The sequence below is a fragment of the Paenibacillus mendelii genome (assembly GCF_024498075.1).
GTDB lineage: Bacteria > Bacillota > Bacilli > Paenibacillales > Paenibacillaceae > Paenibacillus_Z > Paenibacillus_Z mendelii.
Window position 1 is genome coordinate 39,158 of sequence record NZ_JANHOF010000005.1, and the last position, 14,605, is coordinate 53,762.

Below are 14,605 nucleotides of genomic sequence, written 5' to 3' on the forward strand. Positions count from 1 at the left end.
AGCCTGAAGCGCTGTTACAACTTGTTCGGCGCGCAAGTAAAATGCCCAAACTCGCCGATGTCGATGCCTGATCGGCCGTCATCGGCACAACATGCCCATGCGGTCAACCTTCTTTCCGCCTGGAGACCGATACGTAAACCATTATTCTCCAGATGGTGAAACGGATGCCTGGAATTCATTACAATGCAGGAAGATACTCAAACGGCAGAGATGGATGGACCGGGGCGGAAGTCCAATCCGAAACACGTTTCCTTGTTTATATTCAGTTCATAAATGTGAGCTATCATTCCCTTAGCAGCAATAAGAAGGAGGATTACAATGAATAATAAGGATAGGAAAGCTGTATCGGGAAACAGTGAATGGGCAGTTGAAGCCCGTGGACTCATGAAAACATTTGGGAACAATCATGCAGTGGACGGTGTGGACTTGAACGTCCGCGCTGGTACGATCTATGGGGTGCTCGGTCCCAATGGAGCAGGCAAAACCACCACAATCCGAATGCTGGCGACCTTGCTTCGTCCAGACGCGGGCTCGTCGCGAATCTTCGGGTACGATGTGCTGAAGGAGTCGCAAATTGTCCGTCAATTGATCGGAGTGACCGGTCAATACGCATCGGTCGATGAGTCGCTCAGCGCTACCGAGAACTTGATCATCTTCTCCCGTCTGCTCGGGCTAAGCCGCGCAGAGGCGCGGCGAAAAGCGGAGGATTTGCTTGAGGAATTCGGTTTGTCGGAGGCCGCGAGACGGCCGCTCAAAAATTTCTCCGGCGGCATGCGCCGCCGGCTGGATTTGGCCGCGAGTCTCATTGCACAGCCGCCGCTTATCTTCCTGGACGAACCGACTACCGGGCTGGACCCGCGCACCCGCGCTCAGATGTGGGATACGATCCGCCGGTTGGTGAATACGGGTTCGACCGTATTGCTGACAACGCAATATCTCGATGAAGCGGATCAGTTGGCGGACCGGATCGCCGTTATCGATCGCGGCCGTGTCGTCGCTGAGGGGACCGTGGATGAACTGAAAGCGTCGGTCGGGACCTCATCGCTGCATTTGAGAGTTCAACATCCACGGGATATCGAGTATGCCCGCCAGACCATCGAGCAGGTGCTTCATGTCCAGTCGAATGTGTCATCGGAAGCCGGGAAAATAACTGCGCCGATGGCAGATGCCGACCGGGTTACCGATCTGCTTATCGCCCTCCGGGCGGCGGGGATTCACTTGGCCGAGATCAGCGTGCAGAAGCCGACACTTGACGAGGTGTTTCTAACCATCACTGGCCATGGTGTGGAAGATGACGCGACCAAAGCGAAGGAGGCAATCCTATGAGAAGTCATTCAAGTAAAGCGGGCGCTGGGCTTCAATTGAAAAACTACACGAGCTTCGGCCAGTCGGTACGCAACTCTTTGACGATGGCCTATCGCGGGCTGCTGAAGATTCGGCGCACACCAGAGCAGTTGTTCGATGTTACGTTCCAGCCCATCATTTTCACTCTGATGTTCACTTACATCTTTGGCGGGGCCATCTCCGGTGATGTACAGAGCTATTTGCCGGTGATCATTCCCGGCATCCTCGTGCAGACCGTAATCACGACCTCAATCGTAACCGGCGTCCAGCTGCGCGAGGATATGGACAAAGGCGTGTTTGACCGATTCAAGTCACTGCCTATCGCGCGTATTGCGCCGCTGGCGGGAGCCTTGTTGGCTGATACCGTCCGGTATACGATAGCGACTGTGCTTACCTTTACAATGGGATATATTATGGGCTATCAACCCGCCGGGGGTCTTGGTCATGTCGCCATTGCCGCGGTTCTCGTGATTGCCTGCTCCTGGGCAATCAGCTGGATCTTCGCCTTCTTCGGCGTCATTGCCCGTACGGCCTCGAGCGTACAGGGGATATCGATGATTGTGCTATTCCCGCTCACATTTCTATCCAATGCGTTCGTTCCAGTCAAGACCATGCCGGACTGGCTCCAGTGGTTTGTTAACATCAATCCAATCTCGCACCTCGTTACTGCCGTCCGGGATCTTGCTAACTCCGGAACCGTGGGCTGGGACCTTATGATCTCCCTCATCGGCGCGGCTGTCATTGTAGCGATTTTTGCCCCCCTTACCGTACGTGCCTATATGCGCCGGACTTGAGTCCGACTAAATCACTAATCCGGCAAAAGCTTAAACCGAAACGGCAGAGATGCCGTTTTTTTTCGTATAATTAACTTTTCAGAAGGTATGCGCCTTTTCGTATAATTAACTTTTCAGAAGGTATGCGCCTTAATGAGGCTGCGATGCATGATGCATGTGTTTTGGAGCATGGCTGATTGTCCCGAGATCCGAGATTACTCCGAGTATGGAAAATATCCCTATCATCGAGTGAACCGACTGCAGGGTTATGACAATATATAGATGAATGGCCATTCGGAAAGGAGCAGCTACTTGGATATCGATGAGTTGAGCGATCTGATCAAGCTGCATGGCAAAGCGATCTACGGATTTTGCCATAAGCTTGCGGGAAATAAAGCGGATGCGGATGATCTCTATCAGGAAACGTTCCTGAAGGCAATGGAAGTGCGGCATAAAATAGACGCGAGCAAAATCCCAAGGGATTTCTCATCTCCATTGCGATCCAATTGCGCAAAAACAAACGCCGGAAATTTGCCTGGAGGCAGAGGATTGCACCCATAGCAGAGCTCAACGAAGCAGTGGACAAGGCCTGCCGGCATAGGGGAGAAGCGACGCCGGAGGATGCCGTGCTGTCCTACGAGCTTAGCGGCATGATACAAGCTGCGGCTGACAGGCTGGGCGATAAGTTGAAGCTGCCGCTCTATATGTACTACACCGCGGAAATGTCCGTCGATGAGATCGCTTCGGCGCTGAGGATTCCGCCTGGAACAGTCAAAAGCCGTCTTTTCCAGGCCCGCAAGGCCATGAAAAAGACATTGGAGGTTGAAGTCCGATGAACGATTCCGAAAAGTGGGATGGACTGCTGAGGCAAGCCCTTGCTCCGGCAGCAGAGCCCGAAGAGGAATTGAATGAAAGCATCATCAATCGGTATAAGGAGAGAAATAGAATGAAACGCGTGAATTCAAAGCGGATATCCATCGGCGTGCTGGTTGCTGTATGTACGCTCGTCTTGTCCATCACGGCTGTTGCGGCGGCGCAGCTATTCAGCTCCAAGCAGGTTGCACAGCATCTGGGTGACCAGGTTCTGGCCCAAGCATTTGAAAGCCGTGACGCAATAGAAGTTAATCAATCGGTTGCTTCCGGCGATTATAATTTTACTTTGCACGGGATCGTCTCAGGGGTCGGGCTATCTGGATTGAACAGTTCTGCGCAGGATATCAATCCGGAGCGGACGTATGCTGTCGTATCCATCGCCAAACAGGACGGCAGTCCAATGCCGGCTACAAGCGACCCGGAATACGGACAAGAGCCTTTCTTCATATCTCCATTCATTAAAGGACAGAAGCCGTGGCAGGTCAACATCATCACCATGAATGGCGGTTACAGCGAGCTCGTGGTGGACGGTATTATGTACAGACTGATTGAATGCGATGACGTGGAAATGTTCGCCGATAGAGGCGTGTACCTGGCTGTCAGCAGCGGCGATACCTTCTTTAACAACAAAGCTTACGCTTATAATGAAGCAACGGGCGAAATAAGCCCCAAAACAGACTATAAAGGAACCGCCATTCTGTTTGATCTTCCCTTGGACAAAGCGAAAGCCGACACCGCTCAGGCCGAGGCTTATCTGAAGGACCTATTGAAGGAGCCTTCCTCAGATACCACGGCTAATCCAGCTGGCCCCGTTGATGACGCTGAAGCGGCAATGGTGAAGAGGATGGAAGAACTGAAGAAAAAATTACCTGATGGCACGGTTATCCTGAATCCGTCAAAGAAGTGACCTACGACGACGAGGGGAGAATCAACTATGAGTATGAGGGCTGGAGTGTTAAGATCTCACCTGAACAGTTGTTTGCGGAAGGCCAAACGGGATATTCCGAAGCCGTAAACTTCAGTGGGGACGATACAAGAATGATGGCGCTTCAATTTTCCAGAGATGAGAATGGCGTAATCACCGGCAGAGTCATCAAACTGAAGTAGGTTACACCCGGCAGCAGCGAAGACGCTTTTGCCGGTTTTCTTCGTACAGGGGGAGCGAGCCTGTTTTTGACGCCGTCATCCCGCTCACACCGGCATGCTGAGATAGGACGCAAAAGGGAAATCGAATGAACTGTCGAACATAATAATGATTCCTATCAAACCTCGTCAATTGACGGCGTAGAACGGTGGTTATGATGTCCACATCCATTCTTTCGACCAAACTATATATCCCCCCGCCCCGGCCTAAAGCGGTTGTCCGCCCCCGCCTGATCGAGCATCTGAACGAGGGACTGAATCGCAGACTGACCCTCGTCTCTGCTTCCGCAGGCTATGGTAAAACGACGCTTGTCAGCGAATGGCTCGCCGGCTGCCCGCAGTCTGCCGCCTGGCTGTCGCTGGATGAGAGAGATAATGACCCCGCACGATTTCTGACATACCTCATCGCTGCATTGCAGACGATTGCAGGGCATATTGGAGAGGGTGTGCTTGGTGTGCTCCAGTCCCCTCAGCTGCCGCCGGCGGAATCGATCATAACGCCTTTGGTCAATGAAATCTGCGACATTCCGGATCACTTCGTACTCGTTCTGGATGATTACCACGTTATTGATGACAGATCGATAAACCATGCTGTCAGCTTCCTAATCGAGCGCATGCCGCCGCAGATGCATATGGTTATTGCTACCCGCGAGGATCCCGAGCTGCCTCTGGCCCGGCTGCGCGTCAGGAACCAATTGACGGAAGTGCGGGCCGCGGAATTGCGTTTCACTCTCGATGAGGCCGCTGTATTTGTAAGCCAAGTGATGGGTCTTAACCTTCGATCGGAAGACGTCGCGCTGCTGGAAGCCCGAACGGAAGGCTGGATTGCCGGTCTGCAATTAGCCGCGCTCTCTGTCCAAGGACATCAAGATCCGGCAGCTTATATTCAAGCTTTCACCGGCAGCCACCATTCTGTATTGGACTACTTAATTGAAGAAGTGCTTCAGCTGCAATCCGCGAGTATTCAGACTTTCTTGCTGCGCACCTCGATCCTGGACCGGTTGTGCGGACCACTTTGCGAAGCCGTTCTTCAAGGAGCGGAGGAGCATCTCGCTCTCTTAGCTTCCGGGCAGGAAATCTTGGAGTATCTCGAGCGTACCAATCTATTCATTGTCCCGCTTGATAACGAGCGGCGCTGGTACCGTTATCACCATCTCTTTGCCGATTTGCTGCGGAGCCGGCTTGAGCAGAGCATCACCACCTCGAGTAACGGGGATGCGGAGCAGGCCGCAGCAGAAATAGCCGCATTACATATACGTGCCAGCATCTGGCACGAAGACAATGGCTTTGCGATTGAAGCCTTTCACCATGCCGCTGCCGCCAAGGATATCCGGCGCGCCGCCCGTCTGATAGAGGGGGAGGGGATGCCCCTGCTCTTTCGCGGAGCGGTGATCCCAGTCATGACTTGGCTGGCTTCATTGCCAGACGAGGAACTTAACGCGAATCCCTCGCTGTGGGTGATCTATGCCTCTGCCTTGCTGATGACGGGCTGCACAACCGTCGTTGAACCGAAACTGCAGGCTGCGGAAAAAGCACTGCAGCATGTAGAGCAGAACGACAAGATCCAAGATCTAATTGGACATATTGCGGCTATACGCGCTTCGCTCGCTGTCAGCAAGCATCAGGCCGATGCGATCATGGCCGAGTCGCGCCGTGCCCTCCGGTACCTGCACCCCAATAACATGCCTGTCCGGACGTCCACGACATGGACGCTGGGATACGCCTACCAGCTTCAAGGGGATCGTGCTGCGGCGAGCAAGGCTTATACGGAAGCATTATCGCACAGTCAGCGGATCGGGCATGTTATAGTCACCATTATGGCATCACTTGGCCTAGGGATGATTCAGGAAACAGATAATCAGCTCCATACGGCGGCTGAGACCTACAGAAGTGTCCTGACGATGGCAGGCAATCCGCCGCTGCCGGCCGCTTGCGAAGCACATCTGGGCTTGGCCCGTATCTGCTATGAATGGAATGATCTGGATGCCGCCCTACAGCATGGACAAATCAGCATTCAACTGGCACGGCAGTTTGAACAAACGGACAGAGTCGTTGCCGGTGAGCTGTTTCTCGCAAGGCTGAAGCTTGCGCTGGGGGAGGCCAGCAGTGCGTACGCTATTCTAGCGAAGACTCAACATTCTGCCAATCAGCACAATTTCATGAATCAGGTGCCCCATATTGCTGCGGCTCAAGTGCTGGTCCTGCTTCACCAGGGCAATCCGGCGGCTGCCACCCAGCTGGCACAGAAGCACGAGCTTCCCATCAGCCAGGCTCGGGTGCGCCTTGCTCAGGGAGACACTTCCTCAGCATTGGCGATGCTTCATTCGTTGCGGGAGCAAGCGGAGGCTAAGGGCTATGCGGACGAACGGCTCAAGGTCATGGTATTGCAGGCGGTTGCTCTGCATGCGCATGGCGACAAGCTCGCGGCTATGCAGCTTATTGTGGATGCTCTGACGATAGCGGAGTCTGGCGGCTTCATCCGGATTTTTGTCGACGAAGGGATTCCGATGTATAAGCTGCTGCGCGAAACGGCTGATAGTGGAAGGATGCCCAGCGATATAGGCAGGCTGCTGGCTGAATTTGAAGCTGAGGGAGGGAGAAGTGAAGTCCAAATCCCTCCGCATCAAGTCGAGCCTGCAAAGTCCCTCATTGAGCCACTCAGCAGCCGGGAGCTGGAAGTGCTGCGGCTCATTGCAGAAGGTCTCTCGAATCGCGGAATTAGCGAGCGTCTTTTCATTGCATTGACCACGGTTAAGGGGCATAACCAGATGATCTTTGACAAGCTGCAGGTGAAACGGCGCACCGAAGCTGTTGCGCGCGCCCGCCAGCTGGGTCTGTTGTGAATGTCCAAAACCATACTTTAGTAGCTACATCCCAATCCCTTGGTGCCGCTATACTAGTTGCAACTTGAGGTTTGGAGGAATCACATGAAAGCGATAATATGCACAAAATACGGATCGCCGGATGTTCTGGAGCTTAGGGAGGTAGAGAAGCCTTCACCTTCGTACAAGGAAATATTAATCAAGGTTCACGCGACAACCGTAACGTCAGGGGACTGTAGAGTTCGAGGTTTTAATAGCCCGCTCTTATTCTGGATCCCCATGCGATTATTCTTAGGCCTCACAAAACCAAGAAAACCTATACTGGGCGTGGAGCTAGCCGGGGAAGTCGAAGCTGTCGGGCAGGGGGTAAAGCGATTCAAGAAAGGCGACCAGGTCTATGCCATGAGCGGGATGCGCTTTGGTGCTCATGCCGAGTATATATGCTTGCCTGAAGACGGAATTATAGCCTTAAAGCCAATGAATGCGACTTACGAGGAAGCTGCAGCCATTCCCTTCGGGGGAACGACAGCCTTACATTTTCTTAGAAAAGGGAATATCCGCAGCGGTCAAAGCGTTCTAATCTATGGTGCTTCCGGAGCGGTAGGAACTTCCGCGGTGCAGCTTGCCAAGTATTTCGGCGCCGAAGTGACAGGGGTATGCAGCACAGCAAACCTAGAATTAGTGAAATCTCTGGGAGCCGATAAGGTCGTGGATTACACGAAAGCGGATTTCACGAGAACAGGCGAGCATTATGACATGATCTTCGATGCAGTCGGAAAAATCTCCAAATCCAAATGTAAGCAGGCTCTGACGCAGAGCGGGTCATACGTCACTGTTGATGGGCAAGGGATTGCCAAGGAACGCACAGAGGATTTGGTTCTCCTTAAAGAGCTTATGGAATCGGGAAAGCTCCATTCGGTCATCGATAGACGCTATCCGCTGGAACGGATTCCGGATGCTCACCGTTATGTAGAGACGGGGCATAAAAAGGGAAATGTAGTCATCTCGGTGTCATAACTAAAAGCCGCTAAACACAAGGTGTCCCAAGTGTTTAACGGCTTTTTTTGGCAGGCGGATAACGGATGCGAATGCTTGCCGGCGAAGCCGAAGTCATACATCGCCCCTGCACGTTTTCATAAAGGACGGAACTCCTTACAGGTTGCTCAGCGAAATGAGCAGCTTCTTGTATTTCTCGTATCGATCCTGATAAAGCTCCGTATTCGGCTTACCGGGATGGAACGTGCGGTCCGGCTTGACGAGGACGGAGGCGGCCTCGTCGAAGGAGCGGTACGCGCCGGCCGCTTTGCCCGCCAGCATGATGGCGCCGACCGTGCCGGCTTCGCTGACGTTCAGCCGTTCGATGGGGCGGTTCATGATATCGGCTTTGATCTGCAGCCACAGATCGGATTTGGCCCCTCCGCCGACCGCGCGCAGCGTATCGATCGGGATCCCGGCCTCCGAGAGGCACTCCAGATTGTAGCGCATCTCATACGTCACGCCTTCCAGCAGCGCCCGGTACAGCTGTCCGGCATTGGTATCGAGCGTCAGCCCGTAGATGACACCCTTCGCTTCGGGATTCATGAAGGGTGTGCCCGATCCGGCGAAATGGGGCACGACCAGCAGATCGGTCGGCGACGCATGGGCGGTCGAGGTCAAGTAGTCGTATACGCCCAGTCCGGCCTTCCTTGCTTCCTCCTCCGCGTGGCGTCCCCAATGGTCGCGGTACCACTTCAGCAGAGAGCCTCCCGTAAAATTAAACGCATACGTCAAATACATATCTTCGATGACATGGGGGGCACAGTTAAACTGATGGCTCAGCATCGTCTCGTTCAGAACGGGCGACGAATAGGCCGGGGTGATGCATTCCACTGTTCCGATGCCGTCGATCGCCTGATTGTCGCGCATGATGCCCGCGCCGAGCGCCGCGCAAGCCTGATCATGGCCGCCGGCTACGACCAGCGTATCCGGCTGCAAGCCGAGCGTAACCGCGAGGTCCTGACGAACCTGGCCGATAATGCCTCCGGGCTGGATCAGGTCGGGCAAGAGCGCCAGTTCGATGCCGGCCGCTTCGAGCAGCACCGGCTCCCAGCTTTTGTTCGAAACGTTAAAGGCCATCGTTCTTGAGGCAAGGGAATGATTGCATGTGGCGGCACCTGTAAGCAGGTAGGCGATATAATCGCCGAAGAGCATGAATTTCCATGTGCGCGCATACACATCCGGTTGATGTGTCTTGATCCACATCATCTTCGGCAGCGAAAACATCGGGTGAACGGGCACGCCCGCCAGCTCCATGATGCGCCGCTTGCCTAGCTTGCGCTCCAGAATAGCGGTTTCTTCTCTGCCGCGTACATCCGTGTACAGGATGCCGCTGGCCAGGGCGCGGCCCTCCCGGTCGACGGGAACGAATGTCTCGCCCAGGGATGAAATGCTGAGGGCTTGAACTCTTATACCGTTCTGAGAGGCCATCGTCTCTTCAAGTATGGTACGGACAGCTTCCCACACCCGCCTCGGATCCAGCTCATAGTGACCCGGCTTCGGATACTCCAGCGGGTATTCCCGGTAGGCCGAGGACAGGATGCGGCCTTCTTGGTCGAATAGGGACGATTTGCATCCCGTCGTTCCGATATCCAATCCGATGAATGACATTGCAGTGCTCCTTCCATAGTGGCTCTATATAAAATGATTATAATCATTTATGGTTTATTTGTATAATATTTTTGTTGAAAAATCCATAAAATTAAACTAAAATAAATATGAGAAATAAAGTGTAATATCGTCATCACAGGAAAGAGCAGGTGAAAGAACAATATGTCGAAAGTTTCTATGGGAGAGCTGCTTCGTGACGCATCCAAGCGCGGCTATGCCGTTCCTTGTTTCAATGCCATCAATTTGGATATGGTCCGGGGTATCATTCAAGCTGCGGAGGAGGCGCGTTCGCCTGTCATCCTCTGCCACGCCGAAATTCATTTTAAGTACACCCCCCTTGCTCAGATCGCGCCGATTATGGTGGAGGCAATGAACAAAGCGAAAGTGCCGGTGAGCATTCTGCTGGACCACGGGAAGAGCTTCTCGGCCGTGACCCAGGCGATGCATATGGGCTTCAATGCCATCATGTTCGACGGCTCGGAATACGAGTATGAGGAGAATGTGCGCCGAACCGCGGAGATCGTGAAGATCGCGAGGACGCTGGACGTGTCTGTGGAAGGAGAGCTGGGCTACGTGACCCGTCCCAAGAGCGGCGGCGCGGAGGGCGACGATGACGATTCTATCATCGACGATACGACACTCTATACCGATCCGGATCAGGCGCGCGAATTCGTCGAGCGGACCGGCATCGATGCGCTGGCGGCAGCGTTCGGCACCGTCCATGGCGTATATTTGAAGAAACCGCAGCTGGACCTGGAGCGGCTCGGGGAGATTAACCGGAAGGCTGGCGTACCGATCGTCATGCATGGCGGGTCCGGGCTGTCGGACGACGATTTCCAACGTTCGATCGATCAGGGCGTCGCCAAGATCAACTACTACACCGGCATGGCGTTGAAGGTGATGGACCGTGCGCGGGAGCGCTTCGCGCAGAGCGAGGAGAAGATGTTTTATCACGAATTTATGATGAACGTGATCGGCGACCTGCAGGAGGACGCCCAAGGCATTATGCACACGTTCCGAAGCAGCGGCAAAGCCTGATCCGTCCTTATACGATTACATATTCTCGGGAGGTAATTCGAATGTTGCAAACGAAACCGTATCAATTCTGGTTCGTGGCGGGCAGTCAAGGCTTGTACGGCCAGGAAGTGCTGGATCAAGTGGAGCTGAACGCCAAAGAGATGGTCGCCGAGCTGAACCGCGACGAGGCCATGCCTTATCCGATCGTCTGGAAATCCGTCGTCACGACGCCGGAGGCGATCCGCGCCGTCTGTCTGGAAGCCAACGCGCATCCGGAATGCGCGGGCGTCATCGCCTGGATGCACACCTTTTCCCCGGCCAAAATGTGGATTTCCGGCCTGAAGCAGCTTATTAAGCCTCTGCTTCATCTGCATACGCAGTTCAATGTCGGCATTCCTTGGGACAGCATCGACATGGATTTCATGAACTTGAACCAGGCGGCGCATGGCGACCGCGAGTTCGGCTTCATCGGAGCGCGTCTGGGCATCGCCCGCAAGATCGTCGCCGGCCATTGGAAGGAAGAGGGAACGCGCGCGCGTATCGGCTCCTGGATGCGTACTGCAGCGGGCTTCACGGAAGGCCAGACGATGAAGATCGCCCGATTCGGCGACAACATGCGTTACGTCGCCGTGACCGAAGGCGACAAGGTGGAAGGCCAGATCCAGTTCGGCTGGACGGTCAACGGTTATCCCGCTGGCGATCTGGCGGAGCGCGTGCAGGAGATCGGCGATTCCGCGGTGCGTGAGCTGATGGACGAGTATGCGGAGCTGTACGACTTTTCGGCGGAAGGACTGCGCGACGGCACGCAGCGGGAGGCCATTGCAGAGCAGGCTCGCATCGAGCTCGGGCTGAAAGCCTTCCTGCAAGAAGGCGGCTACAGTGCGTTTGTCACGAGCTTCCAGGATTTGCACGGCTTGAAGCAGCTGCCGGGTCTGGCCGCTCAACGGCTGATGGCGGCCGGCTACGGCTTCGGAGCGGAAGGCGACTGGAAGACGGCGGCGCTCGTCCGGATGATGAAGGTGATGGCGGGCAACAAAGAGACTTCCTTCATGGAAGACTATACGTACCATATGGAACCGGGCAACGCGATGGTACTGGGCTCTCACATGCTCGAGATCTGTCCGACGCTGTCGGCCGGCAAGCCAAAGATCGAGGTGCATCCGTTGTTCGTGGGCGGCAAAGCGGACCCGGCCCGCCTGATCTTCGACGGCGTCGAGGGACGGGCGATCAATGCGACGGTCGTGGATCTAGGCGATCGCTTCCGCTTGATCGTGAACGAGGTGCAGGCGGTGAAGAACGAGCAGCCGATGCCGAATTTGCCGGTAGCCCGCGTGCTGTGGAAGCCCGAGCCTTCGCTGGAGAGCGCGGCGGAAGCGTGGATCACGGCAGGCGGCGCGCATCACTTCGGCTTCTCGCTGAACGTAACGGCCGAGCAAATGGCCGACTGGGCGAAGATGGCCGGCATCGAATGTGTCGTCATCAACGGTACGACCACGATCCAGAGCCTCGAGAACGAGCTGCGCTGGAACGATCTGTACTATCGGTTGAACCGGTAACAGAAAAAGCGCCAGCGGGCAGGCAGACCAGGTCGTTTGCAATTGCACGAATAGCAATTGCATGTCCCTGACCCCGGTCGAATGGCCGGAGGGGGCTGCCGTAAATGCTCCGAAAGCAATTGCGGCAGCTCTTATGCGAGCCAGGCCTCTGCAATTGCCGAAGAGGCAATTGCACGACTCGCGCCAAGCCCCCGGAACCGCCTACGTCAGCGGATCCGGGGGCTTGTTGTTTACTTGATATAGTAGTGCATGCAAAATACCCGCAAATCGCCGCTCTTCGTCTCCGAGCCGAGCACGAATCCGAATTTTTGATAGAACGCGACATTACGGACGTTCTCGGTGTCCAGCGCCACGCCTCGGGAACGGCGGTCTTCATGCGTCGATTTCAACAGGTGGTCCAGCAGCAGGCGGCCGATCCCCCTGCCTTGCGTCTCCGGATCGACGCCGATCATGATGAGATAGTGGTGGGGCCACGGAGGGGCGGCGTCACGGGTCGCTTTCATGTAGCCGTTCAGCCGGATTACCGTCCTTCCGGACGTTTGCCGCCACAACCGAATCAGCAAGCGGACTAGCGAGCATTCCCGAACTCGAAGCCGAAGGCTTGGCGTCCGCGGTTTCTCCACGATGTAGGCGCCGAGCAACCGGTCATTCTCGAAGACGCCCCTAATCTCCTCCTCCAGCAGAAAGCTCTTGTCGAACATGAAGGAGGCAAAAGTTTTCACGCGCGACGCCGCGATGCCGTCGCGCTCCGAATCGCCGAAAACATGCAGAAATAAAGGGTCGCCGGCAAACGCCCGACTGATGAGCGAGACGAACGATCGTTTGTCCGCCTCGGCCAGCCGGACCGGTTCGTACGCATGGCTCATGCTCCCCCAGACTCCCCTTCCCCGTTCTTCTTCGCCATTATCCCGTAGTGGTCGACCGCGAAACCGAACAGCACTTTCAGCATAAAGAGCAGACCGATCGTCAGCATATGCGGCTGAATGCCGGGCAGCAGCGGCATGACGCCGATGCCGGCCGCGAGCAGCAAGGCCGCGACCGTCAGTTGGGAGTGCTTGCCGATGAGCGCATTGACCAGAAACGCCCCGCAGATCGTATAAGCCCATATGCCGACCGAATACCGGATGTCGGTCTGCAGCAAAAGCGCAATCGCGATAATATGGACGTGCACGGCAATGAAGACGATGCGGTTGGTCTTGCGCGCCGCGTAGAAGTTGCTGGTGGAAGCGGTGAAGTTGGCGATGCAGCCGGCGAAGATGTCGAAAACGAGCAGCAGCGCCGTCAGGCCGCGCCATAGCGGCAGCCGTTCGCCAAGCTCGGGAAAAAGCGAGATACAGCGCCGCGGTCAGCCCTCCCCCAAAAAGCAGGATGGCGGCAATGGCCCCGGCCGCTTGTCGTTCTCCGAAAACATCATGCAGAAATGAAGGGATCCGTATCGATTTCATGTTGCTGCACTCCCGTCGCTTAATTTTGTAGTATATGTATCAATATACTATAAAATTATTATAACTATGGAAACGTCGGGAATTCAATAGTTTTGTATTAGTTTTATTGATTCACTCCATAACTTCAGTTAAACTACAAGCGAGGTGAGGAAATGAACGGTTTCGAGCGAAGAAAGCGGAATAAAACGGAGCAAATCTTCGACGTCGCTTTTCGAATGTTTTCGCAATACGGTTTTTCGAAAGTCAGCGTGAACGAGATCGCGGAGCAAGCGAACGTGTCTCCCGCCACCATTTACAATTACTTCGGCACGAAAGAACGGCTGTATATCGACATGCTGAGACATTGGATGGACAAGCAGCTGGCACGATACGAGGCGATTCTTCTGGATTCTGTGCTGTCCTTCCCCGAGAAGACCAAGCGGATCATGCTGCTGGAAGCCGGGAACGTGAAGTTTCTGTCGGACGAGCTCGGTCAAGTTCCGCATTCGGAGCAGGGGAGGCTGGCCGGCATGATGGAGCGTTACGCGGAGGAGAAGGTGGGGGCGTTCTTCCGGCACTATGTGGCGCTTGGCAAGCGGGAGGGCTATGTCCGCGAGGAATTACCGGATGAGGTTGCGGCGATCTACTTCACGATGTACAAAAACGAACTGGAACGGTTATGGAGCGCGGATGGATCCGGCCGGTCGGATCGGCATATCGAGCGACTGATGGAGCTGTTTTTCTACGGTCTAGTCGGCCAAAGCAAGGATGGAGATGGCGGCGAGCGCAGTTCAGACGATTGAATCGCAGCGTCGAAGTGTCGGGAAGAAGGAGTTTATTTCATCCTACCGCCAGCTGCTGTAAACATGGCTCATAGACTTGTCATAAAGGCTCCGCGTTGTCGAATCGAAGTTTTGGCCCGATTTCTGCGAATAGAGGGCAAATAACGGATCGTCGGTCCACAAGCGAGCGCAAACCGGGCCGATTGGAGAAAATAACGGCTCCTG

13 protein-coding genes and 1 pseudogene are annotated in these 14,605 nt (G+C 55.0%); 11 read left to right on the forward strand and 3 right to left on the reverse strand.

Going from position 1 to position 14,605, the window contains the following annotated elements:
- Nucleotides 1-318: 318 nt before the first annotated feature.
- The 8 genes from NNL21_RS17600 to NNL21_RS17635 all read left to right on the forward strand — a co-directional run bounded on the left by NNL21_RS17600 (nucleotide 319) and on the right by NNL21_RS17635 (nucleotide 7,972).
- Nucleotides 319-1,326, forward strand: a complete 1,008-nt coding sequence (locus NNL21_RS17600) for an ATP-binding cassette domain-containing protein (RefSeq protein ID WP_204822170.1) — start codon at nucleotides 319-321, stop codon at nucleotides 1,324-1,326.
- On the forward strand, nucleotides 1,323-2,138 hold the full coding sequence (locus NNL21_RS17605) for an ABC transporter permease (RefSeq protein WP_204822171.1): 816 nt from the start codon (nucleotides 1,323-1,325) through the stop codon (nucleotides 2,136-2,138). Before NNL21_RS17600 ends, NNL21_RS17605 begins: the two co-directional genes overlap by 4 nt.
- 291 nt (nucleotides 2,139-2,429) lie before the next feature.
- Nucleotides 2,430-2,678 carry an RNA polymerase sigma factor gene (locus tag NNL21_RS17610; protein ID WP_204822172.1) on the forward strand — a complete coding sequence of 83 codons (249 nt, stop codon included), beginning with the start codon at nucleotides 2,430-2,432 and terminating at the stop codon, nucleotides 2,676-2,678.
- Nucleotides 2,624-2,953, forward strand: a complete 330-nt coding sequence (locus NNL21_RS17615) for an RNA polymerase sigma factor (protein ID WP_204822173.1) — start codon at nucleotides 2,624-2,626, stop codon at nucleotides 2,951-2,953. Before NNL21_RS17610 ends, NNL21_RS17615 begins: the two co-directional genes overlap by 55 nt.
- Nucleotides 2,950-3,897, forward strand: coding sequence for a hypothetical protein (locus NNL21_RS17620; RefSeq protein ID WP_204822174.1), 948 nt, complete (start codon nucleotides 2,950-2,952; stop codon nucleotides 3,895-3,897). The genes NNL21_RS17615 and NNL21_RS17620 overlap by 4 nt, the downstream gene beginning before the upstream one ends.
- A complete protein-coding gene (locus NNL21_RS17625; protein ID WP_204822175.1) occupies nucleotides 3,894-4,097 on the forward strand; it encodes a hypothetical protein in 204 nt (67 codons plus the stop codon). Before NNL21_RS17620 ends, NNL21_RS17625 begins: the two co-directional genes overlap by 4 nt.
- Nucleotides 4,098-4,291: 194 nt before the next feature.
- Nucleotides 4,292-6,976 (forward strand): winged helix-turn-helix domain-containing protein, encoded by a 2,685-nt coding sequence (locus tag NNL21_RS17630; RefSeq protein ID WP_204822201.1) that lies wholly within the window; start codon nucleotides 4,292-4,294, stop codon nucleotides 6,974-6,976.
- A gap of 84 nt (nucleotides 6,977-7,060) precedes the next feature.
- Entirely contained in the window at nucleotides 7,061-7,972 is a 912-nt protein-coding gene (locus NNL21_RS17635; RefSeq protein ID WP_204822176.1) for an NAD(P)-dependent alcohol dehydrogenase, read from the forward strand.
- Nucleotides 7,973-8,107: 135 nt separating this feature from the next.
- Here the strand turns inward: NNL21_RS17635 and NNL21_RS17640 are convergent, their stop codons facing one another.
- Nucleotides 8,108-9,601 carry an FGGY-family carbohydrate kinase gene (locus NNL21_RS17640; protein WP_204822177.1) on the reverse strand — a complete coding sequence of 498 codons (1,494 nt, stop codon included), beginning with the start codon at nucleotides 9,599-9,601 and terminating at the stop codon, nucleotides 8,108-8,110.
- Between the two features lie 162 nt (nucleotides 9,602-9,763).
- Between NNL21_RS17640 and NNL21_RS17645 the strand changes: the two genes are divergently transcribed.
- Nucleotides 9,764-10,639, forward strand: coding sequence for a class II fructose-bisphosphate aldolase (locus tag NNL21_RS17645; protein ID WP_204822178.1), 876 nt, complete (start codon nucleotides 9,764-9,766; stop codon nucleotides 10,637-10,639).
- Between the two features lie 41 nt (nucleotides 10,640-10,680).
- Complete coding sequence (gene araA / locus NNL21_RS17650) at nucleotides 10,681-12,174, forward strand: L-arabinose isomerase (protein WP_204822179.1); 1,494 nt, start codon at nucleotides 10,681-10,683, stop codon at nucleotides 12,172-12,174.
- Nucleotides 12,175-12,404: 230 nt separating this feature from the next.
- On the opposite strand, the gene NNL21_RS17655 is transcribed toward araA, so the two are convergent.
- Both NNL21_RS17655 and NNL21_RS17660 read right to left on the reverse strand, forming a co-directional pair.
- Entirely contained in the window at nucleotides 12,405-13,040 is a 636-nt protein-coding gene (locus NNL21_RS17655) for a GNAT family N-acetyltransferase (protein ID WP_204822180.1), read from the reverse strand.
- Nucleotides 13,037-13,619: pseudogene (locus tag NNL21_RS17660) on the reverse strand (hypothetical protein). Before NNL21_RS17660 ends, NNL21_RS17655 begins: the two are co-directional and overlap by 4 nt.
- A 152-nt stretch (nucleotides 13,620-13,771) precedes the next feature.
- On the opposite strand from NNL21_RS17660, the gene NNL21_RS17665 reads away from it, so the two are divergent.
- Entirely contained in the window at nucleotides 13,772-14,401 is a 630-nt protein-coding gene (locus NNL21_RS17665; protein ID WP_204822181.1) for a TetR/AcrR family transcriptional regulator, read from the forward strand.
- The last annotated feature ends 204 nt before the right edge of the window (nucleotides 14,402-14,605 follow it).

Bases quoted from the DNA above. Each gene is read 5' to 3' on its own strand.
- NNL21_RS17600 (WP_204822170.1), top strand. From the start codon at position 319: ATGAATAATAAGGATAGGAAAGCTGTATCGGGAAACAGTGAATGGGCA.
- NNL21_RS17605 (WP_204822171.1), top strand. From the start codon at position 1,323: ATGAGAAGTCATTCAAGTAAAGCGGGCGCTGGGCTTCAATTGAAAAAC.
- NNL21_RS17620 (WP_204822174.1), top strand. From the start codon at position 2,950: ATGAACGATTCCGAAAAGTGGGATGGACTGCTGAGGCAAGCCCTTGCT.
- NNL21_RS17630 (WP_204822201.1), top strand. From the start codon at position 4,292: ATGTCCACATCCATTCTTTCGACCAAACTATATATCCCCCCGCCCCGG.
- NNL21_RS17635 (WP_204822176.1), top strand. From the start codon at position 7,061: ATGAAAGCGATAATATGCACAAAATACGGATCGCCGGATGTTCTGGAG.
- NNL21_RS17640 (WP_204822177.1), bottom strand. From the start codon at position 9,601: ATGTCATTCATCGGATTGGATATCGGAACGACGGGATGCAAATCGTCC.
- NNL21_RS17645 (WP_204822178.1), top strand. From the start codon at position 9,764: ATGTCGAAAGTTTCTATGGGAGAGCTGCTTCGTGACGCATCCAAGCGC.
- araA (WP_204822179.1), top strand. From the start codon at position 10,681: ATGTTGCAAACGAAACCGTATCAATTCTGGTTCGTGGCGGGCAGTCAA.
- NNL21_RS17655 (WP_204822180.1), bottom strand. From the start codon at position 13,040: ATGAGCCATGCGTACGAACCGGTCCGGCTGGCCGAGGCGGACAAACGA.
- NNL21_RS17665 (WP_204822181.1), top strand. From the start codon at position 13,772: ATGAACGGTTTCGAGCGAAGAAAGCGGAATAAAACGGAGCAAATCTTC.